Below are 14856 nucleotides of genomic sequence, written 5' to 3' on the forward strand. Positions count from 1 at the left end.
GTTTTAACTAGGTGACTTATGAATACCAAAGAAATGACCCAAGAGCAGATTTCTGCCTTGGTTGACGGTGAGTTGCCCAGTGCCTATGTGGATACGGCGTTGGCAGCATTGCGTCAAACAGAGGGTCGCGAGACATGGGATGTTTATCACAAGGTAGGCGATATTTTGCGTTCTGACGATATGGCGCTAACCATGAGTCAAGATTTTATGTCGCGAATGATGGCGCGACTGGATGCCGAGCCGGCGATCGTTGCTGCGCCCTTGGTTGCTGCACCGATGCTGTCCGAGCAGGTTGCAGTCAATGGTGGCAACGTCATCGGTAGCATTGGCAATAAGCGTGCGATCAAACGCTTTGCGCTACCAGGAATGGCTGCCTTGGCAGCCGCGGCGGCAGTGGTGTTTATTACGGTGCCTCACGTCGCGATGGTTAATAGTTCAACACCTGCTGCTGGAGTGACATCGCCGCAACTTGCATTGGCATCTGCTGCCAGCGTAAATGTCCCGCATTCCGGGGAAGTGTTGCGTGACCCGCGGATGGATGAATACCTATTGGCGCATCAGCGTTTCTCTCCTTCCTTGTACAGCACTGCGCAATACGCGCGCTCCGCCACATTTGCTCCTGATGCTGATAAATAATATGCGGCAGACTCAAGTCTTGCTTCGATTTGTTCTTCTTTTGTCGACATTCATCATGCTTTCCGCGCAAGCGGAAAGCGTTGATGCTAACAATGTCGCTGACAAGCAGGAGGCGCAGGCCCTGCTAAAAAAAATCCAATCGGCAGCGCAAAAGCTAAATTATTCCGGCACGTTTATTTACCAGCAGTCGAATCAAATACGGACTTCACGTATTACACATGTGTTGGAAGGTAAAAACGAAATCGAGAAGCTGGAAGTGTTGGATGGCCAGCCGCGAGAATACATCCGGCGCAACGAAGATGTAACCTGCTATATCCCCGAAACCAAAACCAAATTGGTAGAAACGCGTGTCACGCAAGACGCATTTCCGGCTATTTTGGCCGCACTCCCTGCTGATTTAACCGATTACTACAATGTGAAAATGGCCGAGACAGGGCGTGTTGCCGGCTACGATTGTCAGGCGGTATTGCTCGAGCCAAAAGACAATATGCGCTACGGTTACAAGCTATGGGCCGAGAAAAATACCGGCCTATTGTTGCGGGCGCAAACCCTTAACGGGAAAAATGAAATCGTCGAACAAATTTCGTTTACCCAAATTGGCATCGGTAATATCGATCACAGTCGTGTCAGGTCGAGTTTTGGCAATACCAGTGGTTGGCATACTGAAAGCAGCATCATGAACCCTGCTAACCTGAACGAATGGACCGTCACTGGCATGCCGCTCGGATTCAAAAAAGTCCGCGAGTTGAAGCGCATGGTCACCGATGCACCGGCGCAGAATTCTGCTGGCGGCCAGGTAATCCGTCGCGAAGTTTCGCAACTCGTATTTTCGGATGGTCTCGCCGCGATTTCAATATTTATTGAACCGGGTACTCAAAGTCGTACTGAAGGCTCGCTGCAGCAGGGAGCATTAAATGTTGTGGGTAAGCGGCAAGGCGACTTCTGGCTGACGATTGTCGGCGAGGTGCCATCCGCCGCGATTAGGCAAGTGGCCAATTCTATTGAACTTAAAAGTAAATAATATTCTATGAAAATGATTAGCCCTGTTCGTCATGTTCTGTCTGTTATGGTGGTCGGTGCGGCCGCCTCTTTTTTTGTTCCAGCGATAACTGGTCTGAGCCCGGTGGCAGCGGCAGCACCGCTGGCCGAGTTGCCGGACTTTACTGAGATTATCAATAAAGACGGCCCGGCAGTTGTCAATATTCGGACCACTGAAAAAGTGAAGGACCGCTCGTCCCAAGCCGATTCCGGCGATCCAAGCGATGAAGAAATGCAGGAATTTTTCCGGCGTTTCTTCGGTGTTCCGGTCCCTAACGCGCCGCGCCAAGCACCAAGCCCGCGCAATCGCAGACCAGCTCCCAAGCAGCCACAGGAAGAAGTGCCGCGCGGTGTCGGTTCCGGTTTCATCATCTCGGCTGATGGCTATGTGATGACCAATGCTCACGTGGTCGATGGCGCCAGTGACGTGTATGTGACGCTGACCGATAAGCGGGAATTCAAGGCCAAAGTCATTGGCTCCGATGCCCGCACCGATGTGGCGCTGTTGAAGATCGATGGCAATAACCTGCCGCGCTTGACGATCGGCGACTCCGACAAGATCAAGGTTGGCGAGTGGGTATTGGCTATCGGTTCGCCATTCGGCCTGGAAAATACCGTGACGAAGGGGATTGTTTCTGCGAAGTCGCGTGATACTGGCGACTATCTGCCGTTGATTCAAACCGATGTGGCGGTCAATCCAGGTAATTCCGGCGGACCGCTCATTAATTTGCGCGGTGAAGTGATTGGTATTAACTCGCAAATTTATAGCAAATCCGGCGGCTTTATGGGGATTTCATTTGCCGTGCCGATTGACGAGGCAATGCGGGTTTCCGAACAGTTGAAGGCATCCGGCAAGGTTACTCGTGGCCGGATCGGCGTGCAAATCGGCGAAGTCACCAAGGATGTGGCTGAATCGCTTGGTTTGCCGAAAGCCGAAGGTGCATTGGTCGCACGGGTTGAGTCCGACGGCCCGGCTGCCAAGGCAGGGTTGCAAGCCGGCGACATCATCCTCAAATTTAACGGTGCCGCGATTGAAAAAGCTAGCGATCTTCCGCGCTTGGTGGGTAATACCAAGCCTGGAGCGCATGGCACGATCAGCGTTTGGCGCAAGGGTGCGAGCCGCGATTTTCCTGTGACTATTACCGAACTCGTAGCGGAAAAGGTCGCGCTGGACGATGATAAAAAACATAAGAAAGAGCAAGCCGCAAATGCATTGGGTCTGGTTGTCAGTGACTTGAGCGACGCGCAGAAGAAAGAGCTTGGTGTTGATGCCGGTGTCTTGGTTGAGTCGGTGGAGGGCAGTGCGGCGCGGGTTGGTTTGCGCGCTGGAGATGTGATCCAACGCTTGAACAATACTGACGTCAAGGATGCCAAACAATTTAATGCCTTGGTCGCGAAGCTGGAGTTGAAGAAAATGGCTGTGGTGTTGGTACGGCGTGGCGAATCGTCGCAATTCGTGCCGCTGCGACCAAATAGCTGAAGCAGTAAATCTGAATGCAGTCCAGCTGAGGCTGCAGATCTTAAAGGTCTGCAGCTTTTTTATCGACTGTTGACGGCTTCATGTTCGGCACCGGCTTGGAAAAGGATTGCACTCTCATGTCGAAGCATCACTTTATTATTTATAGTCGTTCTTACTGTCACCTGTGCGACGACATGTTGGAGGCATTGCATAAGCTGCGAGCGGCGGATGGCGATGGTGCACATCGGTTTACTGTTGAGCTGATTGATGTCGATGCGGATCCTGAACTGCTTGCCCAGTATGATGAAATGGTGCCGGTATTACTGGGAAGTAAGGATGGGCAAGCGGCGATGCAACTCTGTCATTATTTTCTTGATGTGGAGAAAGTGAAGGCTTTTTTGAGAGGGTGACGCGGAATAGAGTTTTTTTATGCTCCCGTCAGTACTTAAAGTATGTGTTCTATATAGCCTCTTTTGTAAGCAATATTGGGATATGCATAGGGGAGTATGCTGGCTTTTTGCTTTGCTGCTTTCCTTGATATACTGCCCGCTGAAATCCCATGACCTGTGATTTGTCGGTTTTCCCCTCTGAAATCCGGTAAAATGGCGGCACTGAATAACCTGTCATAAAAGGCGCTCGCCTGGGCGGCAATAGCCCGGCTCAGAGCGCCTTTTTTGTAATCGCGTCTGTCAATGAACAACATCCGTAATTTCTCCATCATCGCCCATATCGACCACGGTAAATCTACCTTGGCGGACCGAATCATCCAATCTTGTGGAGGACTTTCCGACCGTGAGATGGAGGCGCAGGTACTCGATTCAATGGACATCGAGCGCGAGCGTGGCATCACCATCAAGGCACAGACGGCTGCGCTGTCTTACAAGGCGCTGGATGGTCAAATCTATAATTTGAATTTGATTGATACGCCCGGCCACGTCGACTTTAGTTATGAAGTCAGCCGGTCGCTGTCAGCGTGCGAAGGCGCGTTGCTGGTGGTCGATGCATCGCAAGGAGTGGAAGCGCAAACCGTTGCCAACTGCTATACCGCGCTTGACCTCGGCGTAGAAGTGGTGCCGGTCTTGAATAAGATCGACTTGCCGTCCGCCGATCCGGCAAATGCGATTGCCGAAATTGAAGACGTGATCGGTATCGATGCCACTGACGCGGTGCACTGTTCGGCCAAGACCGGCCTCGGCGTGCGGGAAGTTCTTGAATCGCTGATCGTCAAAGTGCCGCCGCCTAAAGGCGATCCTGACGCACCGTTGCAAGCCTTGATTGTCGACTCGTGGTTCGACAATTATGTCGGCGTGGTGATGCTGGTCCGCATCATGAACGGTACTTTGCGACCGAAAGATAAAATTCTGCTGATGGCGACAGGCTCTCAACATTTGACCGAGAGCGTCGGTGTTTTTACGCCGAAATCGCAGTCGCGTGAATCGTTGTCAGCGGGACAGGTTGGCTTCATCATTGCCGGCATCAAGGAATTGAAGGCTGCCAAAGTCGGCGATACAGTGACATTGGCGGGTAAGCCGGCAGCGACAGCTTTGCCGGGCTTTAAGGAAGTGCAGCCGCAGGTGTTCGCCGGTCTGTTCCCGGTCGAAGCCAACCAATATGATGCACTGCGCGACTCGCTGGAAAAGCTCAAGCTGAATGATGCGGCTTTGCAGTATGAGCCGGAAGTTTCGCAAGCGCTGGGATTCGGTTTCCGTTGCGGTTTCCTTGGTCTGCTGCATATGGAAATCGTCCAGGAACGGCTGGAGCGCGAGTTCGATATGGACTTGATTACCACTGCGCCGACCGTGATCTACGAAGTGGTCCAGCGCGACGGCAGCATCCTGATGGTGGACAACCCATCGAAGATGCCGGATCCATCCAAGATTGAAGAAGTGCGCGAGCCTATCGTGACCGTCAATCTATACATGCCGCAAGAATACGTCGGTTCCGTGATCACGCTCTGTACGCAAAAGCGCGGGGTCCAGATCAACATGAGTTATCACGGCAAGCAAGTCAAGCTGACCTACGAAATACCGATGGCGGAGATCGTGCTGGACTTCTTCGATCGCCTGAAATCGACATCGCGCGGCTATGCTTCGATGGATTACGAGTTCAAGGAATATCGCGCGGCAGACGTGGTCAAAGTGGACATGCTGATTAACAGCGAAAAGGTAGATGCGCTGGCGATCATCGTGCACCGCGCTAACAGCCAATATCGTGGTCGTGCAGTAGCGGCAAAAATGCGCGAATTGATTCCGCGCCAGATGTTCGACGTCGCGATTCAGGCGGCGATCGGCGCGAATATTATTTCGCGTGAAAACGTCAAGGCGCTGCGCAAGAACGTGCTCGCAAAATGTTATGGCGGCGACATCAGCCGCAAGCGCAAATTGCTGGAAAAGCAGAAGGCCGGTAAGAAGAGGATGAAACAGGTGGGTTCGGTCGAGATTCCGCAAGAAGCATTTCTGGCAATTTTACAAGTGGATGAAAAATGACATTGCAATCAATTCTGGAAAATTTCGCATTAATTCTGTTCGTGCTGATGGTTGTGACCGGCGTGATCTGGTTTCTCGACCGCTTCTATTTGAGTAAGCAGCGTCGTGCCAAAGCCAATGCCGCGTTGGCGGAATTTGATGCGCGTAACGCCAGGTTGAGCGCAGACGGCATCAAGTTGGAATCCAGCGGCCGGGCCGCTTTGGAAGCAAACCTGCTGCGGCAGCCGACCTGGGTCGAATATTCGGGTAGTTTTTTTCCTGTGATTGCGATGGTGTTTTTTCTGCGCTCGTTTTTGTATGAGCCGTTCAAGATTCCATCCAGCTCAATGGTCCCGACTCTGCTGGTTGGCGATTTGATTCTGGTCAACAAGTTCACTTACGGGATTCGCTTGCCGATTCTCAACAAAAAAGTGATAGAAGTGAACCAGCCGCAGCGTGGCGACGTGATGGTATTCAAATACCCGAAAAATATGTCGCTCGATTACATCAAGCGCGTAGTGGGTGTGCCTGGTGATACAGTAACGTATCAAAATAAGCGCTTGACGATTAATGGTCAAACTCTTCCTGAGACGCCGCTACCGGACTATCTGAATGAAGATAGCCTGGACTACTCCAAGCAGTATATGGAAAAGTTGTCGACTGTCGAACACACTATTGCCATACGTGAAGACAAACCGCCGATTGCATTGAGGGGGGTGATGGATTTCCCGCATAAGGATGCCTGTACCTTTAATGTAGAAGGCTTCAGCTGCACCGTTCCTGCTGGACAGTATTTTATGATGGGGGATAATCGGGATAATAGCGAAGACAGTCGTTATTGGGGTTTTGTGCCGGATCAAAATATTGTAGGAAAAGCATTTTTGGTGTGGATGAATTGGGGTCATTTCCAACGCATCGGTACTTTTTTTAAATAAACCATTGGTGGGAGTAGAGGATGTCAAGAATGTCCGGGTATAAGCGGAAGCAGCAGGGGATTACGCTATTTGGCTTGATCGTTTGGTTGGCGATTTTGGGTGGGATAGGCGTGATGGGCGCCAAAGTGGTCCCGACCGCTGTCGAATTTTTCTCGATCAAGAAAGCGATTGCCAGTGTTAGAACGGCTGGCGGCACGGTACAGGAAATCCAGACCGCGTTTGATCGCCAGGCTGAGGTCGGTTATATCGATGCAATCCAGGGCAAGGATCTGGAAATCACCAAGGACGGCAACGATATCCAAATCAGTTTTGCGTATCAGAAAAAAATCCCTATGGTCGGGCCAGTCAGTTTGTTGATCGACTATGCAGGTACTACCGCCAAATAGCTTATTGTGAAATTTCTCCCGGTGTTATTGGGCCTCACTGCCGTACGCCTAGCCAGAATAGTTTCGCAACGGCCTCTTAAAATAGTAAGCCATCGCTTGATGGGGTAAGAGTAAGAGTCGCAGATCAAATGGACCTCATGTTATTGCAAAATCGGCTAGGCCACACCTTTAAGGATGCTACGTTGCTGCAGCAGGCCTTGACGCATCGCAGCCATAGCACCTTGCATAACGAACGGTTGGAATTCCTGGGCGACTCGATTCTGAACTGTGTTGTTGCCTCGTTGTTGTTTGACCGTTATACCAAGATCGATGAAGGTGATCTGTCGCGTGTACGGGCAAATCTGGTCAAGCAACAATCGCTATATGAAATTGCCCAGAGGCTGGAATTATCGCAATTTCTGCGGCTCGGTGAGGGAGAGTTGAAGTCCGGCGGGTTTCGTCGGCCGTCGATTCTGGCAGATACGCTGGAAGCGCTATTCGGCGCGATCTTTCTGGACGCCGGTTTCAATGCGGCACGCGACGTGATCCGTGCCTTGTATATCCCGATCCTGGATACCGTCGATCCCAAGACTCTCGGCAAGGATGCCAAGACCCTGTTGCAGGAATACTTGCAAGGGAAAAAAATCGCACTACCGCAATACAACGTGGTGGCTACTCACGGCGCCGCGCACAACCAGGAATTCGAGATTGAATGCCTGGTTCCTAAACTGGATATTCAGGTTTTTGGCACTGGCGGCAGCCGCCGCGCCGGAGAACAAGCCGCGGCCAAGCTGGCGCTGGAAGCCGTGCAAAAAGCATTTGTCAAAGCACCGGCCGCACCACGTAAAAGCAAGCCACGTACAGCACAATTGAAACTGACTGGCATTGCGACGATCCAGCCCGATGCGCCGAATATGCCGGTAGACGCGGTAATCGCGGAACAGCCGGAAACCAAAGAAAATATCAAGGACGAGTCGGTAAAACACGCGACGACCGCGCACGCTGCCACCGCGGCGGCAGCCGACGGCGCCGAGCAAGCCGCCACATCCAGTGCTACAGCAGCAACGACTCCAGTCGCGTCATCCGCGGATGCAGTCGAGTCAAGCGTAGCCACCCCGAACGTAACCCCTCATATCACGAGTAAATCGAAAACCGCATGACAGACTCCGTATCCCAGGCATCGACCGATGCCGCAGCTGATTTCCGCTGTGGCTATATCGCTATCGTCGGCCGTCCCAACGTCGGTAAATCGACGTTGATGAACGAGCTGATCGGGGCCAAGGTAAGTATTACTTCGCGCAAGGCGCAGACCACGCGGCACCGGATCACAGGCATTCAGACTGTCGCCGATACCCAATTCGTGTATGTGGATACCCCCGGTTTTCAGACGCGTCACTCGAACGCCCTCAACAAGACCCTGAATCGCACGGTCACCACCACCCTGACCGCGGCTGACGTCATCCTGTACATCATTGAAGCAGGCACCTTCGGCCCGGCGGATCAACAGGTGTTGAATCTGTTGCCTGCCAGCGTGCCTTGTATCCTGGTCATCAATAAATCGGATCGCGTCAAAGACAAGGCGGTGCTGCTGCCTTTCGCGCAAAAAATCGCGGCAATGCGTGATTTTGCTGCGGTGGTCCCGGTATCGGCCAAATTGCGTTTTCAGCTGGATAATTTGCAAGGCGAAATCCGCAAACACCTGCCGGCCAATCCGCCGATGTTCGGCGCAGACGATATTACCGATCGCAGCGAAAAATTTCTGGCAGCTGAAATCGTTCGTGAAAAAGTATTCCGTTTTGTCGGCGACGAATTGCCTTATACCAGTACTGTACTGATCGAAAAGTTCGAACTGGAAGGCGACCTGCGACGTGTTTTTGCCGCGATTCTGGTTGAACGCGATACCCACAAATCTATGGTGATTGGGCAAAAGGGCGCGCGCCTGAAGGATATTTCAACCCAGGCCCGTCTGGATATGGAACGCCTGTTCGGTGGTCCCGTCTATCTGGAAATCTGGGTCAAAGTAAAATCCGGCTGGGCCGATAACGAAGCCGGATTACGCGCATACGGCTACGAATAAGCGCACAGCATGAACGCGCTCATCGCTGACGCTGCCGTCGATGTGCCAGCTGCGCTGTCGACGACAGCGCAGGATGAAGCCGTCGCCACCACCAGCCGCCGTCGCGCCGCACCTTCTTCTCCAAAACGCAGTACCCGCATCCCCGAAAAAGATACCCGCGTCACGGCCCAACCCGGCTTCGTACTGCACAGCTACCCGCATCGTGAAACCAGTCTGATCATCGACGTCTTCACACGCGATTACGGCCGTATTGCGCTGGTTGCCAAAGGTGCCAAGCGTCCCTTGTCGAAGTTGCGCGGCGTGCTGCAAACCTTCCAGCCACTGTCGCTTAGCTGGAGCGGCAAATCTGAAATACGCACATTGATTGCCGCCGAGTGGGTGGGTGGTCTGCTGCCGCTGGAAAAGTCGGCGCTGCTATGCGGGTTTTATCTGAATGAGCTGCTGGTCAAGCTGGTGGCCCGCGACGATCCTCATCCAGCCTTATTCGATCACTACGTCGCCACCTTGAATCAGCTGGCGCACCAAGAACCGGCGCCGATAGTATTGCGTCAGTTCGAACGCGCCTTGCTCAAGCAAACCGGTGTCGCCGGCGATTTCACGATCTGTACCAGCAGTCGCCAGCCGGTCGATGCGGGCCTTACTTACGTGGTCGATCCCGAGCGCGGTCCGCGCATCGCCCGCGACACCGATTCCTGGCCACGCGTCAGCGGCAAGACATTGCTGGATATGGAACGGGAAGACTACAGCGATGTGATAACGCAGACGCAAAGCAAGGCGTTAATGCGTTTCTTGCTGGCGCATCACTTGGGCGGCGCGCCGCTGAATACACGACAAATTCTGATTGATCTGATGCAGTTATGAGCGGAGCAGGGAATGTCATGGACTGCCTGTCGCAAGCTGCTTCGCTGCGGCAAAATTAACTTAACGTAATACACTGCGGTTATTCTTATTATTTAACTCCATCATTCGCCAATACTCCGATGAGCTATCTCAATCCCACGTCGTCGATCATCGACCTCGGCATCAATATCGACCATGTCGCCACACTACGCAATGCGCGCGGCACGACTTATCCGGATCCGATCCAGGCTGCGTTGCAGGCCGAAGAGGCCGGCGCCGACGCGATTACTTTGCATCTGCGCGAAGACCGCCGTCACATCAAAGATGCGGATGTCGAAGCGATCCGGCCGCTGTTGCATACGCGGATGAATCTGGAAGCCGCCGTGACGCAAGAGATGATCGATTTTTCGTGCAAAATCAAGCCGCACGATTCTTGTCTGGTGCCGGAACGCCGCCACGAATTGACTACCGAAGGCGGTCTCGACGTCGTCAAATATTTCAACCAGGTTCAGGCGGCAGTGCGCCAGCTACAGGCAGAAGGAATCCGCGTTAGCCTGTTCATCGATCCTGAAGCGGATCAAATTCAAGCCGCAGCGGAAATCGGTGCGCCGGTGATTGAATTGCATACCGGACGCTACGCCGAAGCGCATAGCGAAGCCGAGCAGCGCAGTGAACTGGAGCGCGTGCAGCGCGCCGTACAGGAAGGCGTCGCGCGCGGTCTTAAAGTGAATGCCGGACATGGTTTGCACTACACCAATGCACAGGCGATTGCGGCTATTCCCGATATCGCGGAATTGAATATCGGCCATGCGATCGTTGCCCACGCGGTATTCGTCGGCTGGAAAAATGCCGTGAGCGAAATGAAGGCGCTGATGGTCAAGGCGCGCCTGGGACAACGTTAAGGGCAGGGCACATACAGGGCATCAAATGATATATGGCATCGGCACCGACATCATTCAGATTCCGCGTATCGAGGCGGCGTTAAAGCGTCATGGCGACCGCTTCGCCGAGAAAATTCTAGGTCAGCAGGAGCTGGAAAAATACCGGCATCGGAAGGCCAAAGTGGAGGCGCGGGGAATTCGTTTTCTGGCAACCCGATTCGCTGCCAAAGAGGCATTTTCAAAAGCCATCGGACTTGGCCTGAAAATGCCGATGACCTGGCGTGCCATGCAAACGCTTAACGCCGCAAGCGGTAAACCGATCGTCGTCACCAGCGGTTTGCTGGAAGAATTCATGCAAAAGAATGGCTTGACTGCGCAGGTATCGATTACCGATGAAGTGGAGTACGCAGTCGCCTTTGTCATAGTGGAGAAAATATGAACGTAGATGGTGCGAGCAAGATGGCAAGCAATGAGAAGCAAGCCTTGGGGCCGGTCATGCTGGACGTGGTCGGCACCAGCCTGACTGCTGACGACATCCGCCGCATTCAGCATCCGTTGACTGGCGGCGTGATTTTGTTTACCCGCAATTATCAGGACCGTGCGCAGCTTACCGCGTTGACCGCCGCAATTCATGCAGCGCGCCCTGGCGTATTGATTGCGGTCGATCATGAAGGCGGTCGGGTTCAGCGTTTCAGAACAGACGGCTTCACGCGCTTGCCGGCGATGCGCGTGCTGGGTCAATTGTGGGATCGTGATGTCTTGGCCGCGACCAAGGCGGCAACGGCGGTGGGTTTTGTGTTGGCGGCCGAGTTGCGTGCCTGCGGTGTCGACCTGTCGTTCACGCCGGTTCTCGATCTCGATTTTGGCGAGTCCAGCGTGATTGGCGAGCGCGCTTTTCATCGCGATCCGCGCGTGGTGAGCTTGCTTGCCAAAAGTTTGAATCATGGCTTGATGCTGGCGGGCATGGCCAATTGCGGCAAGCACTTTCCCGGCCACGGTTTTGTGCAAGGCGACTCGCATCTGTCGATTCCAATCGATCAGCGCACTTTGAAACAGGTCATGGATGAAGACGTCAAACCCTACGACTGGCTCGGCATGAGCTTGGCGGCAGTGATGCCGGCGCACGTGATTTATCCGAAAGTGGACAAGCACGCAGCGGGATTCTCCAAGAAATGGCTGACTATCCTGCGCAAGGATGTCGGTTTCAACGGCGTGATTTTCAGCGACGACCTGAGCATGGAAGGAGCGAGTTCCGCCGGCGGCGTGCTGGATGGCGCCAAGGCCGCGCTGAAAGCCGGTTGCGACGTGGTCCTGATTTGCAATTCTCCGGACAAGGCGGATCAGTTGTTATCCGGTTTGAAGATTAACGCCGGCAGCCGCGACGCGATGGCGCGCTCTTCGGCCCGCCTGACGGCGCTGGTGCCGCAGACGCCTGCGTTGGATTGGAGCGCGCTGCAAATGCATGCGCAGTATCTGGCGGCGCGTACGCTGGTGCAGTCCTTGCTGTGACGGCGAGCAGATGAGATGAGGCTGGAGCGCTTGAATCATGACTGAAGTCGTCGATGTTCCCGACCCGCGCGCGGTGGTGCTGGAGACCGTCGCCAAGCTGCCGAATCTGCCGGGCGTGTATCGCTATTTCGATGCTGCCGACAATCTCCTGTATGTCGGCAAAGCACGCGACCTGAAGAAGCGCGTATCGAGTTATTTCCAGAAAAATCTCGCCAGTCCGCGCACCGCCATGATGGTGGCGCGGATCGCGCGCCTGGAAACCACGGTCACCCGCAGCGAAGCGGAAGCGTTGATTCTTGAAAGTAACCTGATCAAGACGCTGCAGCCGCGTTACAACATCCTTTTTCGCGACGATAAATCCTATCCGTATCTCAAGATCAGCGGGCAGGAGTATCCGCGGATGGCGTATTACCGCGGCGCGGTCGATAAAAAAAATCAGTACTTCGGCCCGTTCCCGAACGCTTGGGCAGTCAAGGAATCGATGCAGATTCTGCAGAAGGTTTTTTTGCTGCGAACTTGTGAAGACACGGTATTTGCCAATCGCACGCGGCCTTGCTTGCTGCACCAGATTCAACGTTGCAGCGCTCCCTGCGTCAATCTGATTAGTCACGACGACTACGCGCTGGATGTCGATAATGCGGCGAAATTTTTACGCGGGCGGCAAACGGAAGTCCTGGCTGCATTGGAAAAAAAGATGCACGCCTATGCGGCTGAACTGAAATTCGAACAAGCGGCAGCCGTGCGCAATCAAATCACGGCACTGTCGCGCGTACTGCATCAGCAGAGCATGGAAACCGTTGGCGATAGCGACATCGACATCATCGCGGTCATCGTGCAGGGCGGACGTGCCTGCGTCAATCTGGCAATGGTGCGCGGCGGCCGTCATCTGGGCGATCGCGCTTATTTCCCCAGCCAGGTCGAAGGTGCGCTGGCCGGCACCGGAGAGAGCGAGGCGGAAACCATCGAGGTTGCGGTGCTGAAGGCGTTTCTCGCGCAGCATTACATCGATACCTTCATTCCCGGCACGCTGATCCTGAATAATGAATTCGACGAACCGGCATTGATGCTGGCGCTAATGGAACAATGCGGACATCGCATCAACCTGGTGTTCCAACCGCAGGGCCAGCGTCGTCAATGGCTGGAAATGGCGCAAAAGGGCGCCGAAATTTCACTCGCCAGATTGCTGTCCGAGCAGGGTTCGCAACAAGCCCGAACGCGAGCGCTGGTCGAGGTGCTGGAAATTGAAATTGACGACATCGACAATCTGCGGGCCGAGTGTTTCGATATCAGTCACACCTCTGGCGAAGCGACGCAGGCGTCGTGCGTGGTGTTCCATCATCACACGATGCAAAACGGTGAATACCGTCGTTACAACATCAAGGACATCACGCCCGGCGACGATTATGCAGCGATGCGCCAGGTACTGATGCGGCGTTACGAAAAAGTCGCCAACGGCGACGGCGTGATGCCTGACATCGTATTGATCGACGGCGGCAAAGGCCAGGTTGAAATGGCGCGTCAGGTGCTGGCCGAACTGGGGCTGGATATCAGCCTGATTGTCGGTGTCGCCAAAGGCGAGGGCCGCAAGGTTGGGCTGGAAACGCTGATCTTTGCCGACGGCCGCGCTGCGCGCGAGCTGGGTAAAGAATCCGCGGCGTTGATGTTGATCGCGCAGATTCGCGACGAGGCGCATCGCTTCGCGATCACCGGCATGCGCGCCAAGCGCGCCAAGGCACGTCAGACTTCACGGCTGGAAGAGATCGAAGGAATTGGCGCCAAGCGTCGGCAAAAACTGTTGGCGCGCTTTGGCGGTTTGCGTGGGGTGGCGGATGCCAGCATCGAGGATATTGCCTCGGTAGAGGGGATTTCCAGGCAGCTGGCGGAGGAAATTTATCGCCAATTGCATTGAAATCGGATGAGGGCCATATACTTGCTTGCAGGTTTTGTTTCCCAACTACGGCATACTCCTAGATAATTGGCAATCGGACACCTAGCCTACCATTACATTTATGCCATTTAATATTCCTATACTGCTGACCTGGTTGCGAGTTGCATTGATCCCGTTAGTGGTCGGCGTCTTCTATCTCCCTGATATCGGCTTTACGCGACTGCAATTGGGCCTGGCATCGACCATTGTTTTTATTGTGGCGGCGGCGACTGACTGGTTCGATGGCTTTCTGGCGCGACGCTGGAACCAGACGTCGGCATTCGGCGCATTTCTCGATCCTGTCGCAGATAAATTGATGGTTGCAGGCGCGTTGTTGGTATTGGTGCATCTGGATCGGGTCCATCCGATCATTGCGTTTATCATTATCGGCCGCGAGATCGCGATCAGCGCATTGCGCGAGTGGATGGCCCAGATCGGCGCATCAAAATCGGTTGCGGTCAGTTCGATCGGCAAAATTAAAACCACCGCACAAATGGTCGCGATCCCAATGTTGTTGTATTATGGCGTCTTGTTCGGCATTGATACGCGTATCTGGGGACAGGTCCTGTTGCTGGTGGCTGCAGTGTTGACGGTCTGGTCGATGTTTTATTATTTGCGTAAAGCCTGGCCGTTGATCAAAGAGAGTACGGCAGCAAGCGCAGCAAATAAGCCTTGATGTTTTGTTGGTGTTTCAAAAAATTTCGCGAAATATTGTAGATTTTAT

Annotated in this window: 16 protein-coding genes; 15 read left to right on the plus strand and 1 reads right to left on the minus strand. The window is 53.9% G+C overall.

Translation table 11 applies throughout. The features are described from left to right. Nucleotides 1-18 precede the first annotated feature (18 nt). From ACFPM8_RS14455 to ACFPM8_RS14470, 4 genes are all read left to right on the plus strand, one after another. On the plus strand, nt 19-636 hold the full coding sequence (locus ACFPM8_RS14455; RefSeq protein WP_378998260.1) for a sigma-E factor negative regulatory protein: 618 nt from the start codon (nt 19-21) through the stop codon (nt 634-636). A gap of 55 nt (nt 637-691) precedes the next feature. Continuing rightward, nucleotides 692-1657 carry a MucB/RseB C-terminal domain-containing protein gene (locus ACFPM8_RS14460; protein ID WP_378998261.1) on the plus strand — a complete coding sequence of 322 codons (966 nt, stop codon included), beginning with the start codon at nt 692-694 and terminating at the stop codon, nt 1655-1657. Nucleotides 1658-1669: 12 nt separating this feature from the next. Continuing rightward, nucleotides 1670-3154, plus strand: coding sequence for a DegQ family serine endoprotease (locus tag ACFPM8_RS14465; protein WP_378998678.1), 1485 nt, complete (start codon nt 1670-1672; stop codon nt 3152-3154). A gap of 116 nt (nt 3155-3270) precedes the next feature. Next, a complete protein-coding gene (locus ACFPM8_RS14470; RefSeq protein ID WP_378998262.1) occupies nt 3271-3543 on the plus strand; it encodes a glutaredoxin family protein in 273 nt (90 codons plus the stop codon). 35 nt (nt 3544-3578) lie between these two features. Here the strand turns inward: ACFPM8_RS14470 and ACFPM8_RS14475 are convergent, their stop codons facing one another. Further along, nucleotides 3579-3836, minus strand: a complete 258-nt coding sequence (locus ACFPM8_RS14475; RefSeq protein WP_378998263.1) for a hypothetical protein — start codon at nt 3834-3836, stop codon at nt 3579-3581. Here ACFPM8_RS14475 and lepA point away from each other — a divergent pair. The 11 genes from lepA to pgsA all read left to right on the plus strand — a co-directional run bounded on the left by lepA (nt 3826) and on the right by pgsA (nt 14808). Continuing rightward, the gene (lepA, locus tag ACFPM8_RS14480; RefSeq protein WP_378998264.1) at nt 3826-5619 is read left to right on the plus strand and encodes a translation elongation factor 4; all 1794 of its coding nucleotides are present in this window, start codon (nt 3826-3828) and stop codon (nt 5617-5619) included. The two genes, ACFPM8_RS14475 and lepA, sit on opposite strands and share 11 nt — an antisense overlap. After that, a complete protein-coding gene (gene lepB / locus ACFPM8_RS14485) occupies nt 5616-6533 on the plus strand; it encodes a signal peptidase I (RefSeq protein ID WP_378998265.1) in 918 nt (305 codons plus the stop codon). Before lepA ends, lepB begins: the two co-directional genes overlap by 4 nt. 29 nt (nt 6534-6562) lie before the next feature. Next, nucleotides 6563-6919, plus strand: coding sequence for a DUF4845 domain-containing protein (locus tag ACFPM8_RS14490; protein WP_378998266.1), 357 nt, complete (start codon nt 6563-6565; stop codon nt 6917-6919). Between the two features lie 128 nt (nt 6920-7047). Next, nucleotides 7048-8058 carry a ribonuclease III gene (rnc, locus tag ACFPM8_RS14495; RefSeq protein WP_378998267.1) on the plus strand — a complete coding sequence of 337 codons (1011 nt, stop codon included), beginning with the start codon at nt 7048-7050 and terminating at the stop codon, nt 8056-8058. Continuing rightward, entirely contained in the window at nt 8055-8975 is a 921-nt protein-coding gene (gene era / locus ACFPM8_RS14500) for a GTPase Era (RefSeq protein WP_378998268.1), read from the plus strand. Before rnc ends, era begins: the two co-directional genes overlap by 4 nt. Nucleotides 8976-8984: 9 nt before the next feature. Further along, on the plus strand, nt 8985-9836 hold the full coding sequence (gene recO / locus ACFPM8_RS14505; protein ID WP_378998269.1) for a DNA repair protein RecO: 852 nt from the start codon (nt 8985-8987) through the stop codon (nt 9834-9836). A gap of 119 nt (nt 9837-9955) precedes the next feature. Beyond that, a complete protein-coding gene (gene pdxJ, locus ACFPM8_RS14510) occupies nt 9956-10717 on the plus strand; it encodes a pyridoxine 5'-phosphate synthase (RefSeq protein ID WP_378998270.1) in 762 nt (253 codons plus the stop codon). A 25-nt stretch (nt 10718-10742) separates the two neighbouring features. Further along, complete coding sequence (gene acpS, locus ACFPM8_RS14515) at nt 10743-11135, plus strand: holo-ACP synthase (RefSeq protein WP_378998271.1); 393 nt, start codon at nt 10743-10745, stop codon at nt 11133-11135. Next, the gene (nagZ, locus tag ACFPM8_RS14520; RefSeq protein WP_378998272.1) at nt 11132-12205 is read left to right on the plus strand and encodes a beta-N-acetylhexosaminidase; all 1074 of its coding nucleotides are present in this window, start codon (nt 11132-11134) and stop codon (nt 12203-12205) included. The genes acpS and nagZ overlap by 4 nt, the downstream gene beginning before the upstream one ends. A gap of 37 nt (nt 12206-12242) precedes the next feature. Continuing rightward, entirely contained in the window at nt 12243-14114 is a 1872-nt protein-coding gene (uvrC, locus tag ACFPM8_RS14525) for an excinuclease ABC subunit UvrC (protein ID WP_378998273.1), read from the plus strand. Nucleotides 14115-14214: 100 nt separating this feature from the next. After that, nucleotides 14215-14808, plus strand: a complete 594-nt coding sequence (pgsA, locus tag ACFPM8_RS14530; protein WP_378998274.1) for a CDP-diacylglycerol--glycerol-3-phosphate 3-phosphatidyltransferase — start codon at nt 14215-14217, stop codon at nt 14806-14808. Nucleotides 14809-14856 lie beyond the last annotated feature (48 nt).

The sequence above is a fragment of the Paraherbaspirillum soli genome (assembly GCF_042654985.1).
Lineage (GTDB): Bacteria > Pseudomonadota > Gammaproteobacteria > Burkholderiales > Burkholderiaceae_D > Paraherbaspirillum > Paraherbaspirillum soli.